We start from the raw sequence: 25,085 nt of genomic DNA on the forward strand, positions 1-25,085 counted from the left end.
GATTTAAACTCACAACTTATGCGTTGTGAGTTTAAATCAAATAAAAAAAGACTTGGTGCAATCACTAAGCAAACAAAAAAATGAAAAGGGTGAGCAGTTAACTAAAGAGCAGTGTCAGCTTATTATTGATGAGCTAGCTATTTTTTCAAATCTCATTGTAGAGTATATCATCACCCATGAAAGTATTAATCTAAACAGTGAACAAGATGAAGAAAATTGATCCTTATTTCCAAAAGTTAGCAAATAGCTACTCAAATGATAATCACACCACCTCCAATAAAGCGGTTATCTATACAAGAGTATCTACAAAAGAACAAGCCGAGAATAACGCTTCACTACAAACCCAAAAGAAATACTGTCAAGACTTTGCTAAAAAGAAAGGGCTTGTTGTTCTGGACTATTTTGGTGGAACCTTTGAATCTGCCAAGAGTGATGAGCGAAAAGAATTTCAGCGAATGCTATCTTATGTTAAACGCAATAAGGAGGTAGATACCATAATAGTATACTCCTATGACCGTTTTTCAAGAACAGGACCTAATGGAGCCTACATTAGTCAGCAATTACTTAAAAATGGAGTAAAGACTCTATCGGCTACTCAAGAGGTAGACCCGCTTTCCCCCTCGGGTAGCTTTCAACAGAATCTTTACTATATGTTCTCTCAGTTTGATAATGAACTAAGAAAAGACAAATCAGTAACGGGGATGAAAGAAAGACTTAGAGAAGGTTATTGGCTATCAAAACTACCACGAGGCTATAGCAATGATAATAAGGGAAAGAAAAGTAATATTCAACACTTATATATCAATAATGAAGGAAGACTGATAAAAAGAGCCTTTATGTGGAAATTACAAGGAAAGAGAAACATTGATATTGCAACTAAGCTACAAAGAGCGGGTATGGATATTAAGCACAAGCGGTTGAATAATATATTCACTAATCCTTTTTACTGCGGTAAAATCATCAATAAACTCATTCCAGGTGAAGTGATAGAGGGTAAACACCCAAAGCTTGTTAGTGAAAAAGATTGGCTGAAGGTAAATGATCTAATGACTAACAATCATCGCTTACAAACAAAGAATACTAATCTTGAGCATATACCACTAAAAGTATTTATGAAATGCGAAAAGACAGGTGATCCACTAACAGGCTATCTTGTCAAGAAAAAGGGAATATGGTATTATAAGTCAAGAAGTAAAGGAACAAAATTAAATGTCAACGCTAATAAGCTTAATAACGCATTTGCCGAGCATTTAAAGAACTATGAGCTAAGAGATGGATTAGAAAAACCATTTAAACAATTAGTGACATATGCTTTTAGTAAATACCATTCCAACAAACACTTTGATTTGAAGCAATTGTCAGCTCAAAAGAAAAAGGTAGAAACTCAGCTTGAGAAATTAGAAGAGCGATTTGCAATTGGTGAAATAGGTCAAGATTTATACCAAAAATACACTCAAAAATTTAGTGATGAGATGGCTGAAATTGAGCAAAAAATAGACTTTGGGCAAAACGGCAGTTCGAACCTTGAAATGGTCACTAATGAAGCGATAAAAGTATCTAAAAATCTATCTTCTACATGGTTAGATATGTCATATGATCAAAAACATGAACTTCAACAATTTGTGTTTCCCAAGGGAGCGACTTATAACAAGGAAAATGACCGAGTTCGAACTCCTGAAACACATTTATTATTTGAGCTAACTAAAAGAACCACAGGGCTTTGTGAGAATAAAAAAAGCGGAAAACTGTCTCAAAATGAGATGGATTCCGCTTTGGTGGGCAATGAGGGACTCGAACCCCCGACTTCCTCCTTGTAAGGGAGGCACTCTGAACCAACTGAGTTAATCGCCCAAAATTGGTTGGCAAATATAACTGATTTTGTGTCAATCACAAATTATATTTAAAAAAGTATTGCTAGAATAACTCAGCAACGACAAAGGTGCTTCCTCCAATAAATATGAGGTCGTCATTATGAGCCTCTTTCTTTGCATTATTTACTGCTGCATCTACCGATGTGAATATCTTCCCATTCAATTGATGCTTTTTTGCTTTTTGATATAGTAACTCTGGATTCATAGCTCGAGGTATTTTGGCTTGACAGAAATAGTATTTGGCGTTTTTCGGTAGTAGTTTTAATATAGTGTTGATGCTTTTGTCATTAACTACACCAAAAACAAAATGTAAATCTTTGTAGTTTGTACTATTAATCTGTTCAACTATCAATTTTATTCCATCTTCATTATGTCCTGTGTCACAAATAACTAATGGAGTATCGCTTAGGGTCATCCACCTTCCTAACAAAGAAGTGTTTTTTTGAACGTTCTTTAATCCTTCTTGAATATCTTTTTGATGAATATTCCAATTTTGATTTTTTAAGATATTGATTGCTGTAAAAGCTGTGTTTTTATTCTCTCCTTGATAGAGACCTTTTAAATCGGTTTCAAAATCACAAGTGTCAGAATAATATATTTGAGAGTTATTCTTGTTGGCGTATTCTTCAAAAATTGAAGCCGTTTTTTCTTGTTTTCTGCCAATAAGAATAGGTGTATTTGGTTTAATAATCCCTGCTTTTTCCTTAGCGATTTTTTCAATAGTATTCCCTAATAGTTCGGTATGATCCAATCCTATGTTGGTAATGATTGAAAGTTCAGGTTTAATGAGGTTAGTGCTATCTAAACGCCCCCCTAATCCGACTTCAATTATAGCAATATCTACTTTTTCTTGTGAGAAATGATGAAAGGCTAGGGCTACGGTCATTTCAAAAAACGACATACCTATTTGACTAAACCAATCTTTATTGTTTTCTATAAAATCAACAACATTATTTTCTTTAATCATTTCTCCGTTAATACGAATTCGCTCTCTAAAATCTTTAAGGTGAGGAGAGGTGTATAAACCAGTTTTATAGCCAGCTTCTTGTAATATAGAAGCTATCATATGACTTGTTGAGCCTTTACCATTCGTTCCAGCTATATGTACGGATTTAAAATTCTTATAGGGATTGCCTAATCGTTCACAAGCTTGAACGATATTGCCTATGTCTGCTTTGTAGGCAACACTACCTGTGCGTTGGTACATTGGCAATTGACTATATAGCCAATCCAAACATTGCTGATAAGTCATTAGTTCAGCTTAAAATTGTAAATGATTGTTCCTACTTGAATTTCAGGAGCGGAGGTATTTGCCTCAAATGTGGTTTTAAGGGCAGCCTCTTTAGCTTTAGAATATAGGTAGGTATTAGTTGTTGTTGAACCCTTAGCGCCAGGTGTAGCGCTTATTACTTTACCATTTCTATTTACTCTAATAGTAACCACTACCTTTCCTTGTTGTTGAGAATCGTAAGTTGGTTTTTTAATTTCAGCTACTGTTCTGCCGCCTAATTTATATGCAATCCCATTTGTGCCTATGCCACCTCCTGTGTATGCATTTGAATTAGGGTCACCATCTTGACTTCCCTGATCACCTTGTCCTTCGCTAACACCTTGACTACTACTGTTATTTTGTTTTTTGCCAGGGTAAAGTGCTTTTGTATTTACTACGGGCTCAGGCTTTTTCTCTTCTACTTCTCTGACTTCTTTTGTTTTTTTCTCTTTGGGTTCTTCTTTTTTGACAGTAGGTGTTTCTTCAACATCTTGAGTGCTAAGCTCTTCAGTAACAGGATTGTCTTCTATCACTTCTTGTGGACTTACTTGCTCTTCTTCAATAATTTGTTCAGGTTGTTCTGCGCCACTACCGAAGTCTTCATAGCCAAAATTTATGGTAATGCCTTCTTCTGGTGGTGGAGGTATTTGATAAGTTAAGCCCATAAAAATGAAACACATAAGCAGACCAATATGAAACAAAACTGTTCCAATGATTGCTTTGCGTCTATTTTTTGAAGGTTTTATCATTATTTGGGATTTGTGGCAAGTACTACCTTGTACTTATTTCTGTAGGCAATGTCCATTACCTTGACTGCAAATTCAATATCTACAGTTTTGTCAGCGTGTAGTACTATTGCAGGTTCTTGCTCGTTTGCCAATCGTTGTTTTAGTTGATTTTCTAATTGGTCGAAAGGGTACTTTTGGTCTTCAATGTAGTATTCTATTTCTGGAGTAATAGATACGGATATGGTTTGTTTTTCTAAAGTTCTTGCCTTACTATTTGGCAATAATAACTTGAGGGCATTAGGACTTACAAGAGTAGATGTTAGCATAAAGAAGATAAGTAATAAAAACACGATATCCGTCATTGACGACATACTGAAATTGGCACTTACCTTATTTTTACTTCTTAAACTCATTTATTGTTGTGTAATAAATCCATAAAGTCTGTTGTCGTTGTTTCTAGTAAGAAAACGACTTTTTCTACTTTAGTAACTAAAACATTGTAAGCAATGTATGCGATGATACCTACCACTAGTCCAGCAACCGTTGTAACCATAGCAGTATAAATACCTTTGGATAACATTTCTATATCAATATTTCCTCCTGCACTTGCCATTTCGTGGAAAGCCACAATCATACCAATAACTGTTCCTAAAAATCCAATCATAGGGGCAGCACCAGCAATAGTAGCGAGGTTAGCTAAGTTATTTTCTAGCACATAAACCTCAAGCTTTCCTTGATTTTCTATTGCTGAGGATATATCTGTCATGGGTTTGTCAATCCTGTCAATCCCTTTTTCCAGCATTCTAGAAATAGAACTATCTGTGTTCTTACAGAGCGTTTTTGCCGCCTTAATATCTTTGTCTTGTACGTAGTTTTTTATGCTATTCAAAAAGCTAGAGTCAATCTTTCTTGCTTTATTGAGGGTAGTGTATCTTTCTATAAATAAATAAACAGAAATCACAGATAATACTCCCAATGTAATCATGATTAAATTACCGCCAGTACCACCACTAGTAATGAGTTCTAATATAGAAAGTGTTTTTTCTTCTACTATCTCTCCATCAATTCCAGCACTAGAAAGACTATCGCTAAGGGTGTTGATTTGTAATAAAAGTGATTTCATAATTATTTTTTTAAGAGAACGTTATAAGTATTGTCCTTATTGCATAAGTATATAGGTGGCTGCTCCTGCAAGATAACCAATTAGAGCTAAGAAACTTATTTTCTTTATGTACCAAATAAAGTCAATTTTTAGAATGCCCATAACGGCTACACCAGCAGCAGAACCAATAATAAGAACACTACCTCCGGTTCCTGCACAATAAGCTAAGAACTCCCAAAATGTGCCATCAACAGCAAATACGCCTGTTCCAATTTCGTACATGCCCATTGCGCCTGCTACAAGTGGTACGTTATCGACAATGGCAGAAAGAAGACCTATAATTATATTGATAACATAGATGTTACCATCAAAAGTGTTATCCAGTATAACGGCCATATCGTTTAAATGACCCATACTTTGTAAAGATGCTACGGCTAATAAAATTCCTAAGAAGAAAAATATAGTTGGCACGTCTACTTTCTTGAGTACGCCAATTACTGTTAGGTCTGACTTAGCTTCGTGATTTTTACTTCTATGTAGTAATTCAGTAGTTAGCCACATTACCCCTAAACTTAAAAGAATACCGATATAGGGAGGTAGGTGAGTAATTGTTTTAAATACAGGGACAAATAATAGTCCAGCACCACCTAAAAAGAAAATGAATTTTCTTTCGAATGGAGTCGTTGGATTGGCAATGTGTTCTAAAGCTTCAGTGTTGGTTGGTCTTGTGATATTTCCTTTTAGCTTAAACGTTAAGTAAATCAGCGGAACAACCATACAAACTACAGAAGGGATAATAACTGAAGTGATGATATTAGTGGCTGTAACTTGACCACCTATCCACAGCATAATAGTAGTCACATCACCAATAGGTGACCATGCACCACCAGCATTGGCAGAAACTATAATCATACCAGCAAATAGCCATAAGTCTTTTTTATCTTCAATAAGCTTGGTTAACAGAGCAGACATTACGATGGCTGTAGTTAAGTTATCTAGTGTTGCTGAAAAGAAGAATGACAGTACGCATAAAATCCACATTAATTTAACTTTGTTAGTGGTTTTGATTCGGTCTGTTATTACTGAAAAACCTTGATGAGCATCTACTAATTCTACAATGGTCATTGCACCTAAAAGGAAGAATAAGATTTGACCTATTTCTGACAGATGATGAGATAGCTCATACAAAACAAAATTCTTTTTAACATAATCAATATTCTCAACGATATATTCATTAGTATAGCTTAAATCTTTGGACTGAAAGTAGTTTAAGAAATTAGTAAAAGTATCTGAGGTGATATCAATCTCATATAAGCCTAATGCAAAAATTGCCCAACATAAGGAGCCTGCTATAAGTGCTGAAGCAGATTTATCAATTTTAAGAGGGTGTTCAAAGGCTATTAGTACGTATCCTAAAACAAAAACGACTAACATAGAAAGGTAAATCATTATAATTTAAATTGTTGGTTAATTTATTTTTGCAAATATACAGTTGTAGATGGAAAAGCAAACTCACAATCGTTATTCTTTACAATTTCCATAATTTTGAAGTTGATGTCTTCCTTGACATCTATAAAATCGTCCCACTTTGTAGAGTCGACATAGTAAAGAACCATTATGTCTAAGGAGCTTGCGCCAAATTCTTGGAACTTAACCCTTCCTTCTTGGTCAGTCTTAGGATGTTCGTTAATCAAAGTTTCAATTTCTTTAACTACTTTTTTCATCTGCTCAATGGTGGTGTCATAAGTTAAGCCTATATAGAATCTTGCTCGTCTGACTTTTCTTTTGCCTAGGTTGTCTAACTCGGCAGAGATCATGTTTTTATTGGGAACTGTGACTATACTTTTGTCAAAAGTGCGAATACGTGTAGAGCGAAACCCCACTTTTTCTACAGTTCCTGTAATTCCGCCAGTAGTGACTAAATCACCAACAACAAAAGGTTTGTCGAAGAAAATAGTAAATGAACCCAAAAGATTTTCTAAACTTTCTTTAGAGGCCATAGCTATAGCGATACCACCAATTCCTACACCAGCTGCCAAAGCGGTTACATCTATATTGAACACTCTGCCTAAAAGAATAAAAAATAATACAATATAGACGGCTATTTTACCTACTTCAATTACAAAAGGGACCAATTGGTCATCCATTTTACTTTCGGTAGCATCGGCTTTATTTAGAAAAACTATTCCTAAGTAATCAACAAATCGGAGTCCTATTCTTAAGATCGAGAATAAAACTACTATTGTAAAAATCTTATTGACAACTAGTTTTAAACTAAATTGGCTGTTTTCAATATTCAATAATTCTGGGAAAGAGATATTCAACGACCCAAGGTAGATGAACATTAGCAAGATAAAAAAGCCAATAGGTTTGATGAGCAATTCATCGAAAGTACTGATATTAATTGTTTTGTCTCTATTGATTATTTTATAAATAATATGACTCAAATATTTAGATATAACTTGTTTAAATATCATTCCAAATACGATGAAGCCAATAAACCAGAAGTAATTTTCTAGTGTATTGCTCAAAAATTCTTGTTGTAATAGGTCTTGAAAGTTCATTGTTTAAATGAGTTGGTTAAGTGCGATTTCAAAGGCAGTTTTTGAAATTTCTGTCTTTGAAGAGTTAATCTTGTGTGATTCTTTTAAGGCGTTTAATATCGTTGTTGAGGTGTCATCAAAAATACTTGTGTCATTCATCTCTATGTTTGGGTTCATCAGAAAAGCAAACACACGAGCCATGCCACAGTTGGCTATGAAATCGGGTAAAACGCTTACTCTTTCATCAGCGAACTCGCCAATAGTTCCAAAGAATATCTCTTTATCAGCGAAAGGTACGTTTGCGCCACATGAAATGACTTCTAGTCCTCGGGCAATCATACGTTCCAAATGATCTTTATTTACTAGTCGTGATGCAGCAGCAGGGATGAAAATATCCACATCAATATCCCATATCTTACTGTTTACATCTTCAAATGAAAGCATCTTTTCTGAAGATAATTTATTGCCATTTTTATTCAAAAATAGTGTGCGTATTTCTTCAAAAGTAAACCCTTCTTCTTTGATAAGGCCACCTTCTTGATCAATAATACCAACAACTTTAGCTCCTTCGGATGCTTGGTAAAACGCAGCGGCAGAGCCAACATTTCCCCAGCCTTGAATAATTACTTTTTTATCAGTTAAATTTTCATTGTGCAAATGGTAAAAATGCTTAACAGCTTCAGAAACACCAAAACCAGTAATCATGTCAGCAACCGTATATTTGCGGCTAACATCAGGTGTAAGAGATGGATTTGTTATCTCAAGTAAAACGCCGTCTTGCAACTGTTTTATGATTTTACTTTTTTCTGCAGAACTAGGCTTGAAATGACCAGTAAAAACACCTTCTTGAGGGTGTTCTACGCCTAAGTTTTTAGTGATAGGAATAACTTCGTGTATTTCATCTACATTTAGGTCGCCACCCGTACCATAATAATTTTTTAATAGGGGAGTAATTGCGGCATACCATCTTTCAAGTACGCCTTCTTTTCTTGGATCTTTTGGATCGAAATTAATTCCCGATTTAGCTCCTCCAATTGCTGGCCCTGCAACTGTAAATTTAACCTCCATAGTTTTAGCAAGAGAAACAACTTCATGTTTATTAAGTCCTTTTCTCATTCGAGTACCTCCACCAGCAGCGCCTCCTCTCAAAGAGTTAATAACTACCCAACCTTCTGCTTCAGTCTCGCTGTCGCTCCATTCAAAAACTATCTCGGGTTTTTTGTTTTCGTATTGGTCTAATAATTTTTTCATTGAAAGTAAATTTTAGCAAAAGTAATTATTATTAAGTAAAATACTTGCCCACTATGGAATTCCTTTTAGCCCCCGTTACTGATGCTAAGCAATTAATTTCTCCTTCTCTGTTTAGTACGCCCAATAACCCAAATATTAAGGCTTCTTTGTATTCTATAAGTTTTTTATTGCCTAAGATGAAATTAGCTTGAGAATTTGCCGCAATCCTTTGCATAAGGAAAGCGTTCAATGCTCCGCCTCCTGTAACGAGGCATTGTCCTAATTTGATGCAATCAGCAATTTGAATCGCTACGTGTTCAACCACTGTTCGCATAATATTAGGAACGCTATCGTTATATCTTTTTAAGATTGGTAGGAAATCTTTTTCTAACCATTCTTTTCCTAAAGACTTCGGTGGTAAATTTTGGTAGTAGCTTATGCCATTTAGTTCATTCAAGAGCTCATTATTTATACTTCCTATTTTGGCAATTTGCCCTTCATTATCGTATTCCTTACCTAATTTATTAGCATATTCATTTAGTACGATGTTTACTGGGCATATGTCATAGGCTTGTCTCAATCCATTATTTTTAAATGAAAAATTACTGAATCCACCTAAGTTTAGACAATAATCGTAATTGCTAAAAAGTAAGTCATCTCCTATTGGCACTAGTGGTGCACCTTGACCGCCTAATGCAACATCCCCACTTCTAAAATCACTGACAACAGGAATGTTTAGTAATTTATTAATGATTTCCCCATTGCCTATTTGCAACGTTACACCCTTTTTGGGTTCATGCAGTATAGTGTGTCCGTGTGAACATATCAAGTCAATATCTAGCTTGTTATTCGAGATGAAGCTTTCTATTGTTTGGGATAGGTATTCAGCATATTTGATGTCGATTTTGTTTATATAATCTCTAGATTTTAAATGTAGTTCTTTCAATTCTTTGAGCCATTTCATTTGATAAGTAAAGGTTTGACAAACACCTAATTCATACTGCCATACTTTATCATAATTAAATGTTATAAATGCAAGGTCAATTCCATCCAAGGAAGTGCCGGACATTAGACCTAAAACTTTGTATTGTTTAGAAAAACTCATATTAGTTAAAAAGACTATTTTTGAGCTCAAATTTAAACTAACTATACATACAAATGAACTTTAATTTAACGGAAGAACATATAATGATTCGTGATGCAGCTAGGGATTTTGCTAAAACAGAATTGCTGCCTGGCGTAATAGAAAGAGATGAAACCCAAACTTTTCCTACTGAACAGATTAAGAAGCTAGGAGAGCTTGGTTTTATGGGAATGATGGTCGATCCTAAGTACGGTGGTGCTGGAATGGATACTATTTCTTATGTTTTGGCAATGGAAGAACTTTCCAAAGTAGATGCTTCGGCTTCTGTTATTGTTTCGGTAAACAATTCATTGGTATGTTGGGGATTAGAAAAATATGGTTCGGAAGAGCAAAAACAAAAGTATTTAGTGCCATTAGCCAAAGGTGAAAAAATTGGTGCATTTTGTCTTTCTGAACCTGAGGCTGGTAGCGATGCTACTTCGCAACAAACAACGGCTATTGATAAAGGAGACCACTACATTTTAAATGGAACCAAAAACTGGATAACCAATGGAAATTCAGCTTCTGTTTATTTGGTGATAGCTCAAACGAATCCTGAAAAAGGTCATCGAGGTATCAACGCATTTATTATTGAAAAAGATATGCCGGGATTTGAAGTGGGTTTGAAAGAGAATAAATTAGGAATCAGGGGGTCTGACACCCATTCTCTACTTTTTACTGACGTTAAAGTGCCTAAAGAAAATAGGATAGGTGAGGATGGTTTTGGATTTAAGTTTGCCATGTCTACCCTTTCAGGAGGTCGTATAGGTATTGCCTCACAAGCTTTGGGTATTGCTTCAGGTGCTTATGAATTGGCTTTAGAATATTCTAAGCAAAGAAAAGCATTTGGTAAAGCCATACACGAACATCAAGCTATTGCTTTTAAACTAGCAGACATGGCTACAGAAATAGAGGCAGCTAGGTTATTGTGTTTGAAATCAGCTTGGCTAAAAGATAACAAGATGAACTTTGACAAAGAAAGTGCTATGGCTAAGGTATTTGCATCTGAAGTAGCTATGAAAACAACAACAGAGGCAGTTCAAATACATGGTGGATACGGTTTTGTTAAAGAATATCATGTTGAACGATTAATGAGAGATGCGAAAATCACTCAAATTTATGAAGGTACATCTGAGATTCAGCGTATTGTAATATCACGTTCAGTACTCAAGTAAACCTTTTTAGTATATTTATAAAAAAATAATAGTTTCATTATGAAGAAAATATTAATTCTATTTATTGGCTTAGTGTCTTTAAATGTACATGCTCAAACGGCAGAGCAGATGAGCAAATTTATGAGATTTGTACCCTCAAATATGCAAGCTACTGATGTCAATCCATCTGACATTCCTAGTGAGGATGTTCTTAGACAAATGGGTCTTTCTGAAGGTGAAATTAGTGAGGCTATGGATTATAAACTCCAAAGAGGTAAATACAATCCTAATTTCATTGATACTAGCGGAGCTGAAACAGCTTTGATTCAGTCTGAATTATTGTACAATTCGATGAATGATTCTTTATTTAATTTTAACGATTCTATTTTATACCCTAGCGCTAAAATTTATGGACAAGATTTTTTTAGAAATAATGTTATATCGTTTTTCTCCAGGGCTTATGACAATCAAGCACCAGATAATTATCAGTTGGGTGAAAATGATGAGATAACGATTTCTATATGGGGTCTTGCAGAGCATAGCGAAGTCGTCACAGTTACTGAGAGAGGTTACATCAATACTCGCCATGCTGGGCGTATTTATGTTGGTTCAAAAAACCTTAAAACAGTCAAATCCCTTGTTAAAGATCGTATGAGTTCATTTTTTGATTTATCAAAGTCACAATTCGATTTGACCTTAAATTACTCTAAAGTTATAACCGTTAATATTATTGGTGAGGTTTTTAATCCTGGCTCATATTCTATTCCTGCCACTAATACTGCTTTTAATGCATTAGTAGCCGCTGGAGGACCAAGTCAGATTGGTTCGGTTAGAAATATTTATTTAATGAGAGATGGGAAAACAATAGATTCATTAGATGTTTACAAATTTTTGTTTGACCCTACTACCTCTCAAGATTTGTTTATGCAAAACAACGACTACCTTTATGTGCCTATGGCAGCAAAAGTAGTAGATCTTAAAGGTGAGGTAAATAGACCCTACACATACGAAGTTAAATCTACCGATAAGTTAAGTGACTTAATAAAATATGCAGGTGGTTTTACTAAAATGGCATATAAAAATGGAATTACTGTAAATAGAATTGATAATAACTCTATTAAAACAATTACCGTTGATGAGGTTGGTTCAGATAATTTGAACTTAAATAATGGTGATGAAATTATGGTTAATAGTATTCAAGGAATCCCTGCCGATTTGGTTTACGTCAATTCTTCAACCGGTGTTTCTGGAGAATACCAATTTTCTGAAGGAGAAAGAGTGTATGATATGTTGCTCAAGTCCAATTCATTATCTGATGACTTGTTTTTGGAGTCAGCCTATTTAGTTAGAACGTCAGATGATTATACTAAAGACTATATCATTATTGACATTGCCAATATTGTTGAAAACCCAATGGCTGAATCTAATATTTTACTTCACGAATACGATGAGTTATTTTTTCTTTCTAAGAGGGATTATATGGATGAGTTTGAACTGACTATTTCTGGAGGCGTAAGACTTCCTAATACCTTCTCTTTTGGTGAAGGCATTACCTTGTCTGACATTATATCAATGGCAGGTGGTTTGTCGCCAGAGGCCTCAGGCTCTAAAATTGATGTTTCTAGAATTGTGGATTATGATGCGGAAACGAATCATCTTAAATCTAAAAGAGCTATTGTGCGCTCATTTGACATTTCAAATGATGGAGCTTTAAGTGATGATGCTCTTAACTTTGCTCTTGAGCCGTACGATCAAATTGCAGTGAGGTTAAACCCTGAACATGAAGAGGTGAGAACTGTTGTTCTTTCTGGTGAGGTCAAATATCCTGGTGTTTATTCTTTACTTTCTAAAGATGAAACTATTTCAGATTTAATAAATCGTGCAGGAGGTTTAAAAAACACTGGCGATATGAATGCTTTTAAAATGTATCGTTTGACAAGTGTTGAGGAAAGTCCTGATAATGAAATTGATTTTTATGAAGATGATGAAGGAATTGTTAATGGATTTTTCTCTGACGGAGAGTTTGTCCAAATAGTGCCTCTAAAAGAGGAAAAAGATATAATGAATAAGGTTGAAAAAAAGTATATCGAAAAATACATACCGATACATATTGAGCTCAAAAAAGCTATGAAGTACAAGAATTCAAAATATAATATTGTATTGAACGACAAAGATAGTATAGACATTCCTATCACTCAGGATTTAATTACAATCACTGGAGCACTCTCTAACTTTGACGATGTATCTATTTCTGTTCCTTTTTTAGAAAGAAGAGCAAACTTTTATATTAATAATTATGCTGGAGGATTTGCTAAACATAATGTTAAGGAAAACACCTTGGTGATTTCTCCATCTGGCAAAGTTTCTAAAGCTAAAGATTTTGGTTTGTTTGTCTTGTACCCAAGAGTGGAAATGGGTTCTACAATCAAACTAACTGAAGATGTGAAGATTAAAAGGCAGAAGCCAGAACCTGTTGATTGGACTAAGGTTTTAGAAGGTACGATTACTAAGATTTCAGCTTTAGCATCTTTATATATTTTATACCTTTCTAGGCAATAATATCTATATGAGTAATACAAACATAAATCAGGATGAAATCAGACTTAAGGATATAATTCTTAAGTTAATCAGCATTAAAAATTTATTGTGGAGAAAAAAGATCCAAATCATTGCTTTCGCAATGGTTTTTGGCATTTTTGGATGTGTATACTCCTATTTTAAAAAGGAAACCTTTGAGGCGCATCTCACATTTGTAATTGACGAAAGCCAAGACTCTGGCGGTCTTGGTGCGCTGTCTGGAATGGCAACTCAATTTGGGTTTAATGTAGGCGGTGCTAACAATGGAACTTTTAGTCAGACTAACATACAAGAGTTAATTACCTCTAGAAGAGTTGTTGAAGAAGCACTCTTGACAAGAGGTGTAATTGACGGTAAAGAAGAATTATTGATCAATCACCATATTAATTTCAACAATCATCGAGCAAATTGGAAGGATACCAAAATTGAGAACTTGTACTTTACTACTAATAGAGATGATTTTACTTTACAACATGATAGTATTTTAGGATTAGCTTTTAGTAGTTTGACTAACGGTAATATCTCAACAAGTATTGAAGATGAAAGTAATATTGTCAAAATATCCTGTGTTTCTAAAAATGAGGATTTTGCTAAACTAATGATTGAGTCATTAGCGGATAAACTTGAAGAGTATTATACACTTTTTCAAACGGCTAAATCTGAAAACACATTAAATTTCCTCTCATTTAGAGCTGACTCTGTTCTCAGTGAGCTGAAAAATGCAGAGTTTAGATATGCCTCTTATAAAGATGCCAATTTCGGTGTTCAACGTGCTAAGGGACTATTAGAAGAGATCAGACTAAAACGTGATGTTGAAATATTGAACATAATGTATGGTGAAATAGTTAAGAATTTGGAAGTTTCTAAATTCACATTGTTAAATAATAAGCCGCTTTTAAATATTATTGATTCTCCGACACTACCTCTTAAGGTTAATAAAATATCAATAGTTATGGCTTTTATTTTGTTCTCTGTATTAGGAGGAGGGCTAATTTCTTTTTATTTTATTACTAGACAGATAATTGAAGAGGAATTGAGTTAAAGAGCTTCTCTTAATTTTTCTAATCGAGTTCCTCTTGATCCTTTCATTAGAATAAACGCATCTTTAATAGGTTTTTCTTGAATCCATTGTAAGGCTTGATCACTTTCTGAGAAATGAACAAAATCGTGTTTACATTTTTTAAATTCTTTGCCGATCAGAATGACTTCACTATCATTTTCTGATAATTGGTCAATAATTTTTTGATGTTCTACTAGAGAATTGTTGCCGAGCTCAAGCATGTCGCCTAATATGTACAGCTTTCTTTTATGTTTTATCTTTTGAAAAGCTTTTATGGCTTCTGCCATGCTACTAGGATTGGCATTATACGCATCCATTATAATGGTGTTCTCTGTTGTCTCAAGTAGTTGTGAGCGGTTATTATTCGGTCTGTAGTTCTCTATAGCATCTTTTATATTCTCAGTGCTAACGCTAAAATACTGACCTATTTGACAAGCTGCTAGTATATTCGTTTTGTTATAATCTCCGATTAATTTTGAAGATATTAAATGATCTTGGAAATCAACTTTTGCAAAAGGGGAGGCAGTCTCATTTTGTTTTTCAAGATTATAGATGATACGTTTTATATTCTTTGAAATAGACATTAATAAGTCGTCATTACCATTTACAAATAACACGCCGTCATGACTTTCAATATAATCGTACAATTCTTTCTTTGCTTTTAACACGCCTTCAACACTTCCAAAGCCCTCTAAGTGCGCTTTTCCAATATTAGTAATAAGACCAAAGTCTATCTGTGCTAATCCGCATAGAAACTCAATTTCATGAATATGGTTTGCACCCATCTCAACAATTAAAAATTCAGTATCAAGTTGGGCGCTTAGCAGTGTTAAGGGCACTCCAATATGGTTGTTTAGATTTCCCTTTGTTGAAACGGTCTTGTATTTTGTTTCTATTACTGTTGTAATAAGCTCTTTAGTTGTGGTTTTGCCATTTGTGCCAGTAATTCCTAAAACAGGACAATTCAATTGACTTCTGTGATATTTGGCAAGTTGTTGCAGATATTTTAAAACATCTTCAACAAGAATATGCTTATCCGTTAAGCAATACTCTTTATTGTCCACCACAGCATAACTAGATCCTTTTTCAATTGCACTCTGTGCGTATAGGTTACCATCAAAATTATCACCCTTTAATGCGAAGAAGATACTGTCTTTCTCAATTTGTCTTGAGTCGGTCGTTACCCCCGATGAATTAATAAATAATTGGTGTAATTCTTTTATTTCCATATCAAAAAAAACCCCAAATAAATGGGGTTTTAATTTTTAGTTTTAATAACCTGATTTTTTGTTCCAATCAACAGGCTTACGTCTATTTTCTTTAAGATTACTTGTTGGAGGTCCTAGTCTATCCATAGCACATCTGAAGCCAATATAGCTCGTTGATTGCTTTTGATCTAAGAAACGTCTAGTTCCTGGAACCATCCAATAAGCTCTATCTTTATATGAGCCACCTTTGTAAACTCTAGTTTGGTCAGAGATTAATGATGTTTGGTTTAATTCATAAACTTGGTTTGTAGTATTCTCTTCACCATCTTGCAACCAATCGCTAGCAGGGGCATTGACTTTAGAATCAAAATCACCGTCTAGATAATTGATATTGTCAGATTTACTGTAGTTTCTTCTATTAAGGTTTTCCTCGACAGAAACCTCTCTCTTGATAATATTTCCAAGGGTATCTTTTTCTACGATAAACCTATCCTCATCTCTTTGCCAAGTTTCGAATACATTACCTCTAAATGGGTTCATATCGGAAGTGTTAGGATCAATAAGTGGTCTGTATATATCCATTACCCATTCGGATACATTACCAGCCATGTTATATAAGCCGTATTCATTAGGCCAGTAGCTGATTACAGGAGCTGTTTTATCGGCATTGTCATTAAGTCTGCCAGCAGTACCCATATTATCACCACGACCTCTTTTGAAGTTGGCAACAATTTCTCCTTTATTTCTTTTCGAAGGATTTCTTACACCATCTCCGTTCCAAGGGTATAATTTTCTTTCAGAAATATTTTCTTGTTTTGTATTACCTATTAATGCTAGAGCAGCAAATTCCCATTCTGCTTCGGTAGGCAATCTGAATCTAGGTAATAGAATACCATCGCTTTCTTGTACATATCGAACGGCATTTTTGTCTTTACCAGCTTTTTTGTCGTAAGCATGAACGCCTAATTTTAGATTAGGAAGCTGTCTTCTTATTCTACCTTCGTATTGCCCCATTTTGTAGGCGTCGGTTTTAAATACATTTTCATCAACTTGCTCTGGATCCTCCCAAAGGTATCCATTATCGATAAGTATTCTCTCGTTAACTCTGTCTGTTCTCCAAGCACAATAATCAACGGCTTGTTCCCAATTAACACCCACAACAGGATATTGATTGAATGCAGGGTGACGTAAATAACTTTCCACGTATGGTTCGTTAAATGATAATTTATCTCTCCATACATTGGTATCAGGTAGTGCTTTCCAATAAACTTCAGGATAGGATCCGTTGTCATAGTTAGAACCGTAAACTCTCTCTATCCAAAATAAATATTCTAAGTAGTCAATGTTTCTAACTTCTGTTTCATCCATATAGAATGAAGAAACCGTAACCGTCTTAGGGACATTGTTCCAATCATATTGCACATCTTGTTCAACACGTCCCATTGTAAATGACCCACCTTCTATAAATGCCATTCCTGAAGGGGTAATTTGCTCGGTATAATTAGTTGAAACTTCAAATCCACCGTGTTTTGGATCGTTGTAATTCCATCCGGTTGTTTTCGATTTTTCCTTGCTGCATCCGAAGACTAAAGCGAGAGAAAGAATGAGTAATAATTGATTTTTCATAATTTAAATGGTTTTCTGAGTATTTCTTAAACTAAAAGTTCGGGCAATTTATTGTTTCAAATGCTTTGCCTTTATATCTGCATGGTAGTTTATATGCAAAGGACAATTCGTGAGCACCTTGCGTATTACTATTATTCAAGTCTGAAATAGTGACATCATAGCTATATCCAAATTTCCATGTAGCTTGTTCGATCCCTAACAGAACGATGAAAGCGTCAAAGTTTTCGGCACTTTGTCTTAGCCAAAGCCCACCAACAATAGGTCCTTTAAGAACATATACTCCATAGTTCAACTGCATAAAATCTTGTTGCTTTTGGAATAGTATGTTTGGAGAAAGAATAGCAGCATTCTTAGGTCTATTACCCGAGTTAGTTCTATATGTACCAAATCTATTGAGAGGGAATGAAGCACCAATATTGGCAGTTACTTTCATTGGTAATCTACTTTCACCAATAAAGCCTTGATCAGGCATGGTGATGTGATGAGCAGCAAACCCAAAATAATAATCGAATTGATTGTTAGCATTTCCAAACCCCATGAAACCAGCAGCAAAATCAGTGAAGCCTTTAGAGTTAGAGTAGTTGACAATGTCTTCGTTGGTTGGATATATAAAACCTTGAACGGGATCAATCATATCACCAAAGGTAAGGTTCTGCCAGTCAATTCCGAGCTGTCGATATGCAGCTTCAAAACCTGCGTTAATAGATAGTTTCTTATTTATTTTTAATCTGTAAGCATAGCTTGCGCTGATGTGAGTGGTGTTTAAGTTTCCAGCTCCAGCAACATCTTTCGCTACAGCAAAGCCTAATCCACCGCCTAATTTATCAATATATTGGTCATAGGATGCGCTGTATGTGACATACGTCTTGCCAATACCAGGCCATTGATTTCTATGATTTAGACTGATACGAGGACATATGTTTGTTCCTGCCATTGCAGGGTTAAGATATAGCGGATTAGCAAAGAATTGGCTAAAGGCAGGATCTTGTGCTTTTACTTCATTGGAAAAACCAATAAGTAGCGATAAGCTTAGAAAGAATAAAATCTTCTTCATCATAGACTGTGATTTTAGTAGCTAACAAAAATAAAAAAATATTCTTATTAGTTTCAATTTATCTTACTAATAGATAATATAATTATTGCATCTGCGTTTCTAAGGTGTCAATTTGTTTGTGAATTTTACCTTTTTTGAAAACATAAACGTTAACTTTGAATTTCATTTTAATACATGCGATATTTCTTCATATTTGTTTATTTGTTATTAACTTTTTTGACTGTTAATGGGCAAAATTCTCAATACCATTTTCTAGATTATAAATGGCATAATGACTCTTTAGTTGTTAATGAATTTAAATCCCATAATTTGTCTTTCGAATTTGAGTTGACTGATATTAGGTCTGGCTTTGAAATTCGTGTTTTAAACCCAATCTATGTTTCTTGTGATTCCTCTGAAAAAAAATATTTAAAAAATCTTTTAATTGATTCAATACCTCAAATTACTTACCGCAGTGGTAAAAGTCGTAATAACCATATAATCAGAGGTGAAATTTTGCCTTTCATAAAACATGACGATGTCTACCAAAAATTACTATTTGCTGAAGTTCAAGTGCAGTTTGTTGATGAGCCTAGCGCAAGAAAATCAACATCTTCAGTTGCTAACTCCGTACTTTCTACTGGCAACTGGTACAAGATTGGCGTAAATACTGATGGAATATATCGATTATCCTTTCAAGATTTAGAGAGTTTAGGTATGAATATTTCGAGTATAAACCCTCAGAATTTAAGAATTTATGGCCATCCCGGGGGTTTGTTGCCCACAGATAATGCTTCTGAAAGGACTGCTGACTTAGAAGAATTAGCTATTCAAGTGATTGGTCAATCTGATGGTAGTTTTGATGCAAACGACTACATATTATTTTATGGTCAGTCACCTAATCAATGGAGTCTTAATAGTTCAGGTTTTTTCAGTCGTCAACAGCATTATTTTGATAACTACACCTATTATTTTATTACAGCAGATCTAGGAGAAGGCCAAAGAGTCCCTTCTGTTCAATCGCTTTCATCTGCGGATACCACAATTACAATCTTTGACGACTATCAGATTCATGAGAACGAGGAGGTGAACTTCATTAAGTCTGGTAAAAATTGGTACGGTGATGTCTTTGATTTGGTAGATTCGAGAACCTTCAATTTTAACTTTCCTAACAGAATAGGTTCAGCAAATTTGAAAATGATTTTAGCGGCTAATTCGCCCTCGCCATTTAACTCCAATTTCAGTATTGATGCTAGTGGGATGCAAACTCAGAATCTAACCATTTCTGGTATTAATGGGAGTTACAACCGTGCCAACCTCAAGACCTTTGAAGAGCTTATTAACCCCTCATCAAATACTATACAGGTAAATTTAGAATACAGCAGTTCTTCATCCACTGGTAAAGGTTGGATTGATTTTATAGAAATTAATTCTCAAAGACGGTTAATAATGAGTGGTAGTCAAATGCCATTTAGGTCATTAGCATCTGTTAAGCCAAATTCCACAACTGAATTTTTACTCTCTAATACCAATTCCAATACTAAGATTTGGGACGTGACAGACCCTCTTTCTCCTAATACTATTGCTGGTCAAATTTCAGGCTCGGAGTTTTCTTTTAAAATTTCAACAGACGTGCTTAGAGAGTTTATAGCCTTCAACGGCACTTATTTGTCGGCAAACCTTCTAGGAGAAATAGAAAATCAAGACTTACATTCTATGAAAGATGTTGATTATTTGATTGTATCGCACCCTACCTTTTTAGAACAAGCGAATAGACTGGCAACTTTCCATGAAACTAAGGGTCTGAATGTGGAGGTTGTAAGTCCGCAGCAGATTTATAATGAATTTTCATCTGGTAGTCAGGACGTGTCGGCAATAAGAGATTTTGCTAAAATGCTTTATGAACAAGAAAATCCCTTAAGTTATTTGTTGTTATTTGGAGATGCATCCTATGATCCTAAAGATAGACTTTCAACAAACACTAATTATATTGTTTCTTATCAGTCTGCAAACTCTACTAATGAGTTGTACTCTTACGTTACCGATGATTATTTTGCCTTATTGGATGAAGGAGAGAGTTTAATTTCGGATGCTTTAAATATTCCTTTTCTAGATATTGGAGTTGGTCGATTTCCTGTTCAAACAGTTGCAGAGGCCAAGAGTGCAGTAGATAAGGTGATAGGCTATAGCTCTTCTGAATCTTATGGCGATTGGCGATTGAATATGTGCTTTGTCGGTGATGATAACGATGAACAAGAAACGGTACATTCTTTACAAGCAGAACAACTTGCTGATTATGTAGCATCTTCTTACCCCAATGTGAATGTGGATAAAATATACTTAGATGCCTATGAGCAAGAATCCTCAACAGGAGGTCAGCGTTGCGCTAGTGCCAACAATGCTATTTCAGAAGCTGTCAATAAAGGTATGTTCGTAGTTAACTATACGGGGCATGGTGGAGAATTAGGCTGGGCTCATGAAAGGATATTAGAAATAGATGACATCAATTCTTGGAGTAATGAAAATAAATTGCCTTTATTTATGACTGCGACTTGTGAGTTCAGTCGTTACGATGATCCGGCAAGAGTATCGGCAGGCGAACAAGTTTTCTTGAAAGAAAATGGAGGGGCAATAGCCTTGCTAACTACTTCAAGAGTTGTGTTTACGGGTAGTAATTTGGATTTAAACACAGCTTTTTTAGAAAATTTATTTCCTAAAGACGATGATGAATCGTTTCCTAGGCTTGGTGATGTTTTGATGAGGACAAAAAACAACGTTACTGACATTTCAAATACTAATCATAGAAACTTTACTTTACTAGGCGACCCAGCTCTTCTGTTGGCGTATCCTGAATACGATATCGTGCTGACTGAAATTCAAGATAGTGCTAAAGCTTTGGGTCTCGTTACCATTTCAGGTGAAATACAACACAATGGTACTAAATTGAATAATTTCAATGGTTTAGTTTTTCCTAAGGTTTATGATAAACGAAAAGAATTTCAAACATTAGGTCAAGATGAATCTCCAGTTTTTGTGTTCGATCTACAAAAAAACCTACTTTTTAAAGGCAAATCATCGGTTGATAATGGCGAATTTACTTTTTCATTTATAGTACCTAAGGATATAAATTACGATTTCGGAAACGGCAAAATTAGTTTATATGCTAAAGGCAATATACAGGATGTTTTATGTGATGCGTATGGCTATAATTTAGATATGGTTGTTGGAGGTACAACGTCAGACTTTGAAGAAGACTATACGGGGCCACAAATTAATCTATTCATGAACGACACCAATTTTGTTGTAGGAGGCATTACAGATGCAAATCCATCGTTATATGCTCTTTTGTATGATGAAAATGGTATCAATACTGTTAGTAATGGCATTGGGCACGATATGTTGGCCATATTAGATGAAGAGTCTGCCAATCCAATAGTATTAAATGACTTCTATGAGTCTGATGTCAATAGTTATAAGAGTGGTGTTATTGATTATCCTTTTAACACTTTGTCAGAAGGTAAACATACCTTACGTGTTAAGGTTTGGGATGTTTATAACAATTCGGCAGAAAGTACTACGGAATTTGTTGTTCTTCCCTCGGATAATTTAAGCATTCAAAACCTTTTAAACTACCCAAATCCTGTGGTTGATTTCACTTCTTTTTATTTTGAGCACAATCAAAATAACGAAGAAATGGAAGTGATTTTGCAGATTATGGATTTACAAGGTAGAATAGTAAAGCGGATAGAACAAAATATCATTCCTAACGGCTACAGATATGGGCCAATAAGTTGGGATGGAAATTCAGAGCACGGAGCAGAGCTCAATACAGGAGTTTATATTTATTCCTTATTAGCTAGGCTGTCTAATGGAAAAACGGCTAAAAATTCGGGGCGTTTAATACTAATAGAGTAAAAGATTCGTTATTAATCTTTATTGTGTTTATATTTGTTAATTAATTACAACAATCAAATGAATCAACTTAAGACATTATTTGCCATCTTCTCTCTAGCATTTTCAGTAATTTCTGTAAATGTTTTCGCTCAACAGTCAGAAAATTTAGACAACTGGCTCAACACAATTACGACCTCTGTACCTTTCTTAATTATAAGTCCTGATGCAAAAGCAGGTGGTATGGGAGATGTTGGTGTGGCTTCGACACCTGATGCGATGTCAATGCATTGGAATCCTGCAAAATACGCTTTTGTAAAAAATGATGTCGGCTTTTCTGTTTGTTATACTCCATGGTTAAAATCCTTAGTACCAGATATCAATTTATCCTATTTGACTGGTTATAAGCGATTAGATGAAAATCAAGTATTGGGTTTTTCTCTTCGTTATTTTACCCTTGGAGAAATTAATTTCACAGATGCAAATAATACGCCTTTAGGCTCTTTTAATCCAAATGAATTTTCTTTAGATGGTGGTTATGCTCTCAAACTATCGCCTCGATTTTCTACTGGTGTAGCATTAAGGTATGTATATTCTAATCTTACAGGAGGACAACAAGTAGGTACTCTGGCCACCAAACCAGCTCATACAGTTGCGGGTGATATTTCTGGATATTACATTAAGGAAGTAAGGATGGCAGGTAAAAAGATGGATTGGGCTACAGGTATTAATATTTCTAATATTGGTGCCAAAGTATCCTATACTGAAACTGTTGATAAAGATTTTATCCCTACAAATTTAAGAGTAGGTTCTTCACTGGCAACAGATTTAGACGAGTATAATCAAGTTTCCTTTGAATTTAACATTAATAAATTACTTGTCCCAACACCTCCTATGTACAACGATGATGGGGAAATAATCAGTGGTTTAGATCCAGATGTTTCCGTTATAAGTGGTATTGCCCAATCTTTTTATGACGCACCTTATAACGATAGAGAAGTTAGAGAGCTTATTTATTCTACTGGTGTTGAATACTGGTATGACAAGCAATTTGCTGTTAGAACGGGATATTTCTATGAACACCCTACAAAAGGAGATCGTCAATTTTTCACTTTAGGGGCTGGAGTTAGATACAATGTCTTTGGATTAGATTTCTCATATCTAATACCTGTTCAAGGTAGAGATGAAGTTAATGCGGTTAACCCTTTGTCTAATACCTTAAGATTTGCCTTAACATTCGACTTTAGCGCATTAGAGCAAGTCGATAATTAATACATTACTTTGAATATTAGAATAGGATACGGATACGATGTTCACCAGTTGAGGGAAGGAGAAGACCTAATAGTAGGTGGTATTCATATTCCTCATGTCAAAGGTTCGGTCGGTCATTCTGATGCCGATGTGCTTATTCACACCATATGCGATGCTATTTTGGGAGCGGCTAATATGCGAGATATTGGTTTTCATTTTCCAGATACTTCTGCTGATTACAAAGGCATTGACAGTAAAATATTACTGCGAGATGTGATGGCTTTAATAAGAGACAAGGGCTATGAAATTATCAATATTGATTCCACCGTCTGTTTAGAAAAGCCTAAAGTCAACCCCCATATTCCACAGATGCAAGAAGTCCTATCGGACTGTATGCAGATAGAAGTCAATCAACTATCCATTAAAGCCACTACATCAGAAAAGATGGGCTTTGTAGGTACTGAAAAGGGAATAGCTGCTCATGCCGTAGCCTTATTAAAGTTTTAAGACTGATATATTACCATTCCTTTTTTGATTTCATGTTCACCAAAATTTTCTAGAGTAATTTCGATGCTTTTTTGAGTAATTGAAGCATCTATAACCGAAGCATAGAAAAAGTTGTCATTTTCATTTCCAATGCGGACATTATCTCCAATTTCATTAGTGCCTTTATTTTCTCCAATTACTTTAATAGCCCCACCGCAGACACTTGATATGTCAGATATTTTGAATATTTCTTTGAACATTTATAATTCTTATTAGAAAAGAAAATTTAGTTTTTGATAAAAAATAAACATATCACTAATAGTAAAAATGAAATAAAGGAGCTTACAGTTCTTATGAGGTTAAAGTTATTCCATTTATTCTCTATTTTCCCTCTCAAATCGCTTAATTCTGTAAGACTTATTTTTTCCAAATCGGTATTCTCTAACAATTCGTTAAGCGGAATATTACCAAGAATAGTTATGAGAAAAACACCCAACACATACAAAAGAGTTGACAGCAAAAATAATTCGAAAACATATAATTTTGTTGAACCAAAACTCATGTAGGTGGAAATGGAAATGGTTAAAACTGGCAGAATAAATACTATGTAAAATAATGGATTGAGTATGAGGCGATTCATTGCTTGAAAAGCTTTCATATAAGTCATATCATCTAGAGTTCCTATTCCAGGTTTTACAGCATTTGTCCAAGTAAAGAATATGCCAGCCATTAAGCCGGTAGATAGTATAGCAACTATAATTATTAAGGTTTTCATATTTCAATTTATAAATAAAAACGGACCAGTAGAAGTACTGATCCGTTTTATTTAGTAGCGAGGGCAGGACTCGAACCTACGACCTTCGGGTTATGAGCCCGACGAGCTACCAACTGCTCCACCTCGCGATGTGAGGGCAAATATACACTAAATACTT

At 34.9% G+C, this 25,085-nt stretch carries 20 protein-coding genes and 2 tRNA genes; 7 read left to right on the top strand and 15 right to left on the bottom strand.

From position 1 onward, the window contains the following. The first annotated feature begins 25 nt into the window (after window positions 1-25). Complete coding sequence (locus P8I29_06350; GenBank protein ID MDG1917417.1) at window positions 26-220, top strand: hypothetical protein; 195 nt, start codon at window positions 26-28, stop codon at window positions 218-220. 1,553 nt (window positions 221-1,773) lie between these two features. Here the strand turns inward: P8I29_06350 and P8I29_06355 are convergent. From P8I29_06355 to P8I29_06395, 9 genes are all read right to left on the bottom strand, one after another. Continuing rightward, window positions 1,774-1,851: transfer RNA gene (locus tag P8I29_06355), tRNA-Val, on the bottom strand. Between the two features lie 63 nt (window positions 1,852-1,914). Then, complete coding sequence (locus P8I29_06360) at window positions 1,915-3,123, bottom strand: bifunctional folylpolyglutamate synthase/dihydrofolate synthase (GenBank protein ID MDG1917418.1); 1,209 nt, start codon at window positions 3,121-3,123, stop codon at window positions 1,915-1,917. Continuing rightward, the gene (locus P8I29_06365; GenBank protein MDG1917419.1) at window positions 3,123-3,890 is read right to left on the bottom strand and encodes an energy transducer TonB; all 768 of its coding nucleotides are present in this window, start codon (window positions 3,888-3,890) and stop codon (window positions 3,123-3,125) included. The genes P8I29_06360 and P8I29_06365 overlap by 1 nt, the downstream gene beginning before the upstream one ends. Next, entirely contained in the window at window positions 3,890-4,282 is a 393-nt protein-coding gene (locus P8I29_06370) for a biopolymer transporter ExbD (GenBank protein ID MDG1917420.1), read from the bottom strand. The genes P8I29_06365 and P8I29_06370 overlap by 1 nt, the downstream gene beginning before the upstream one ends. After that, on the bottom strand, window positions 4,279-4,992 hold the full coding sequence (locus tag P8I29_06375) for a MotA/TolQ/ExbB proton channel family protein (protein MDG1917421.1): 714 nt from the start codon (window positions 4,990-4,992) through the stop codon (window positions 4,279-4,281). Before P8I29_06375 ends, P8I29_06370 begins: the two co-directional genes overlap by 4 nt. 36 nt (window positions 4,993-5,028) lie before the next feature. Beyond that, the gene (gene nhaD, locus P8I29_06380) at window positions 5,029-6,420 is read right to left on the bottom strand and encodes a sodium:proton antiporter NhaD (protein MDG1917422.1); all 1,392 of its coding nucleotides are present in this window, start codon (window positions 6,418-6,420) and stop codon (window positions 5,029-5,031) included. Window positions 6,421-6,443: 23 nt separating this feature from the next. Further along, a complete protein-coding gene (locus tag P8I29_06385; protein ID MDG1917423.1) occupies window positions 6,444-7,535 on the bottom strand; it encodes a mechanosensitive ion channel family protein in 1,092 nt (363 codons plus the stop codon). A gap of 3 nt (window positions 7,536-7,538) precedes the next feature. Next, window positions 7,539-8,765: a Glu/Leu/Phe/Val dehydrogenase dimerization domain-containing protein gene (locus P8I29_06390; protein ID MDG1917424.1), complete on the bottom strand. Its 1,227-nt coding sequence runs from the start codon at window positions 8,763-8,765 to the stop codon at window positions 7,539-7,541. A gap of 31 nt (window positions 8,766-8,796) precedes the next feature. After that, window positions 8,797-9,849: an anhydro-N-acetylmuramic acid kinase gene (locus tag P8I29_06395; protein ID MDG1917425.1), complete on the bottom strand. Its 1,053-nt coding sequence runs from the start codon at window positions 9,847-9,849 to the stop codon at window positions 8,797-8,799. A gap of 53 nt (window positions 9,850-9,902) precedes the next feature. Here P8I29_06395 and P8I29_06400 point away from each other — a divergent pair, with 53 nt between their 5' ends. From P8I29_06400 to P8I29_06410, 3 genes are read left to right on the top strand one after another with little or no spacing between them, the layout of a single operon-like run. Then, window positions 9,903-11,042 carry an acyl-CoA dehydrogenase gene (locus P8I29_06400; GenBank protein ID MDG1917426.1) on the top strand — a complete coding sequence of 380 codons (1,140 nt, stop codon included), beginning with the start codon at window positions 9,903-9,905 and terminating at the stop codon, window positions 11,040-11,042. Between the two features lie 39 nt (window positions 11,043-11,081). After that, entirely contained in the window at window positions 11,082-13,580 is a 2,499-nt protein-coding gene (locus P8I29_06405; protein ID MDG1917427.1) for an SLBB domain-containing protein, read from the top strand. 7 nt (window positions 13,581-13,587) lie between these two features. Beyond that, window positions 13,588-14,640, top strand: a complete 1,053-nt coding sequence (locus P8I29_06410) for a Wzz/FepE/Etk N-terminal domain-containing protein (GenBank protein MDG1917428.1) — start codon at window positions 13,588-13,590, stop codon at window positions 14,638-14,640. Here the strand turns inward: P8I29_06410 and murF are convergent. The 3 genes from murF to P8I29_06425 are packed head-to-tail and all read right to left on the bottom strand — an operon-like array spanning window position 14,637 to window position 18,549. Beyond that, a complete protein-coding gene (murF, locus tag P8I29_06415) occupies window positions 14,637-15,887 on the bottom strand; it encodes a UDP-N-acetylmuramoyl-tripeptide--D-alanyl-D-alanine ligase (protein ID MDG1917429.1) in 1,251 nt (416 codons plus the stop codon). The genes P8I29_06410 and murF overlap by 4 nt on opposite strands. Before the next feature lie 42 nt (window positions 15,888-15,929). Further along, window positions 15,930-17,492, bottom strand: a complete 1,563-nt coding sequence (gldJ, locus tag P8I29_06420; protein MDG1917430.1) for a gliding motility lipoprotein GldJ — start codon at window positions 17,490-17,492, stop codon at window positions 15,930-15,932. Between the two features lie 31 nt (window positions 17,493-17,523). After that, complete coding sequence (locus tag P8I29_06425) at window positions 17,524-18,549, bottom strand: PorP/SprF family type IX secretion system membrane protein (GenBank protein MDG1917431.1); 1,026 nt, start codon at window positions 18,547-18,549, stop codon at window positions 17,524-17,526. Between the two features lie 171 nt (window positions 18,550-18,720). Between P8I29_06425 and porU the strand changes: the two genes are divergently transcribed. From porU to ispF, 3 genes are read left to right on the top strand one after another with little or no spacing between them, the layout of a single operon-like run. Continuing rightward, complete coding sequence (gene porU, locus P8I29_06430; GenBank protein MDG1917432.1) at window positions 18,721-22,440, top strand: type IX secretion system sortase PorU; 3,720 nt, start codon at window positions 18,721-18,723, stop codon at window positions 22,438-22,440. Between the two features lie 57 nt (window positions 22,441-22,497). Then, complete coding sequence (porV, locus tag P8I29_06435; protein MDG1917433.1) at window positions 22,498-23,688, top strand: type IX secretion system outer membrane channel protein PorV; 1,191 nt, start codon at window positions 22,498-22,500, stop codon at window positions 23,686-23,688. A 9-nt stretch (window positions 23,689-23,697) separates the two neighbouring features. After that, complete coding sequence (gene ispF, locus P8I29_06440; GenBank protein MDG1917434.1) at window positions 23,698-24,174, top strand: 2-C-methyl-D-erythritol 2,4-cyclodiphosphate synthase; 477 nt, start codon at window positions 23,698-23,700, stop codon at window positions 24,172-24,174. Here the strand turns inward: ispF and P8I29_06445 are convergent. From P8I29_06445 to P8I29_06455, 3 genes are all read right to left on the bottom strand, one after another. Continuing rightward, window positions 24,171-24,413 carry a hypothetical protein gene (locus P8I29_06445; protein ID MDG1917435.1) on the bottom strand — a complete coding sequence of 81 codons (243 nt, stop codon included), beginning with the start codon at window positions 24,411-24,413 and terminating at the stop codon, window positions 24,171-24,173. The genes ispF and P8I29_06445 overlap by 4 nt on opposite strands. A gap of 26 nt (window positions 24,414-24,439) precedes the next feature. Next, the gene (locus tag P8I29_06450; protein ID MDG1917436.1) at window positions 24,440-24,928 is read right to left on the bottom strand and encodes a DUF1772 domain-containing protein; all 489 of its coding nucleotides are present in this window, start codon (window positions 24,926-24,928) and stop codon (window positions 24,440-24,442) included. A 55-nt stretch (window positions 24,929-24,983) separates the two neighbouring features. Continuing rightward, a tRNA-Met gene (locus P8I29_06455) sits at window positions 24,984-25,056 on the bottom strand. Between the last annotated feature and the right edge of the window lie 29 nt (window positions 25,057-25,085).

The sequence above is a fragment of the Flavobacteriales bacterium genome (assembly GCA_029248105.1).
GTDB lineage: Bacteria > Bacteroidota > Bacteroidia > Flavobacteriales > UBA7312 > UBA8444.

What these genes read in the sequence shown, in the direction of transcription:
- P8I29_06425 (MDG1917431.1), bottom strand. Translation starts at nt 18,549, where the DNA reads ATGATGAAGAAGATTTTATTCTTTCTAAGCTTATCGCTACTTATTGGT.
- P8I29_06360 (MDG1917418.1), bottom strand. Translation starts at nt 3,123, where the DNA reads ATGACTTATCAGCAATGTTTGGATTGGCTATATAGTCAATTGCCAATG.
- porU (MDG1917432.1), top strand. Translation starts at nt 18,721, where the DNA reads ATGCGATATTTCTTCATATTTGTTTATTTGTTATTAACTTTTTTGACT.
- P8I29_06385 (MDG1917423.1), bottom strand. Translation starts at nt 7,535, where the DNA reads ATGAACTTTCAAGACCTATTACAACAAGAATTTTTGAGCAATACACTA.
- P8I29_06375 (MDG1917421.1), bottom strand. Translation starts at nt 4,992, where the DNA reads ATGAAATCACTTTTATTACAAATCAACACCCTTAGCGATAGTCTTTCT.
- P8I29_06450 (MDG1917436.1), bottom strand. Translation starts at nt 24,928, where the DNA reads ATGAAAACCTTAATAATTATAGTTGCTATACTATCTACCGGCTTAATG.
- P8I29_06395 (MDG1917425.1), bottom strand. Translation starts at nt 9,849, where the DNA reads ATGAGTTTTTCTAAACAATACAAAGTTTTAGGTCTAATGTCCGGCACT.
- nhaD (MDG1917422.1), bottom strand. Translation starts at nt 6,420, where the DNA reads ATGATTTACCTTTCTATGTTAGTCGTTTTTGTTTTAGGATACGTACTA.
- P8I29_06405 (MDG1917427.1), top strand. Translation starts at nt 11,082, where the DNA reads ATGAAGAAAATATTAATTCTATTTATTGGCTTAGTGTCTTTAAATGTA.
- P8I29_06445 (MDG1917435.1), bottom strand. Translation starts at nt 24,413, where the DNA reads ATGTTCAAAGAAATATTCAAAATATCTGACATATCAAGTGTCTGCGGT.
- murF (MDG1917429.1), bottom strand. Translation starts at nt 15,887, where the DNA reads ATGGAAATAAAAGAATTACACCAATTATTTATTAATTCATCGGGGGTA.
- P8I29_06400 (MDG1917426.1), top strand. Translation starts at nt 9,903, where the DNA reads ATGAACTTTAATTTAACGGAAGAACATATAATGATTCGTGATGCAGCT.
- porV (MDG1917433.1), top strand. Translation starts at nt 22,498, where the DNA reads ATGAATCAACTTAAGACATTATTTGCCATCTTCTCTCTAGCATTTTCA.
- P8I29_06370 (MDG1917420.1), bottom strand. Translation starts at nt 4,282, where the DNA reads ATGAGTTTAAGAAGTAAAAATAAGGTAAGTGCCAATTTCAGTATGTCG.
- gldJ (MDG1917430.1), bottom strand. Translation starts at nt 17,492, where the DNA reads ATGAAAAATCAATTATTACTCATTCTTTCTCTCGCTTTAGTCTTCGGA.
- P8I29_06390 (MDG1917424.1), bottom strand. Translation starts at nt 8,765, where the DNA reads ATGAAAAAATTATTAGACCAATACGAAAACAAAAAACCCGAGATAGTT.
- P8I29_06410 (MDG1917428.1), top strand. Translation starts at nt 13,588, where the DNA reads ATGAGTAATACAAACATAAATCAGGATGAAATCAGACTTAAGGATATA.
- P8I29_06365 (MDG1917419.1), bottom strand. Translation starts at nt 3,890, where the DNA reads ATGATAAAACCTTCAAAAAATAGACGCAAAGCAATCATTGGAACAGTT.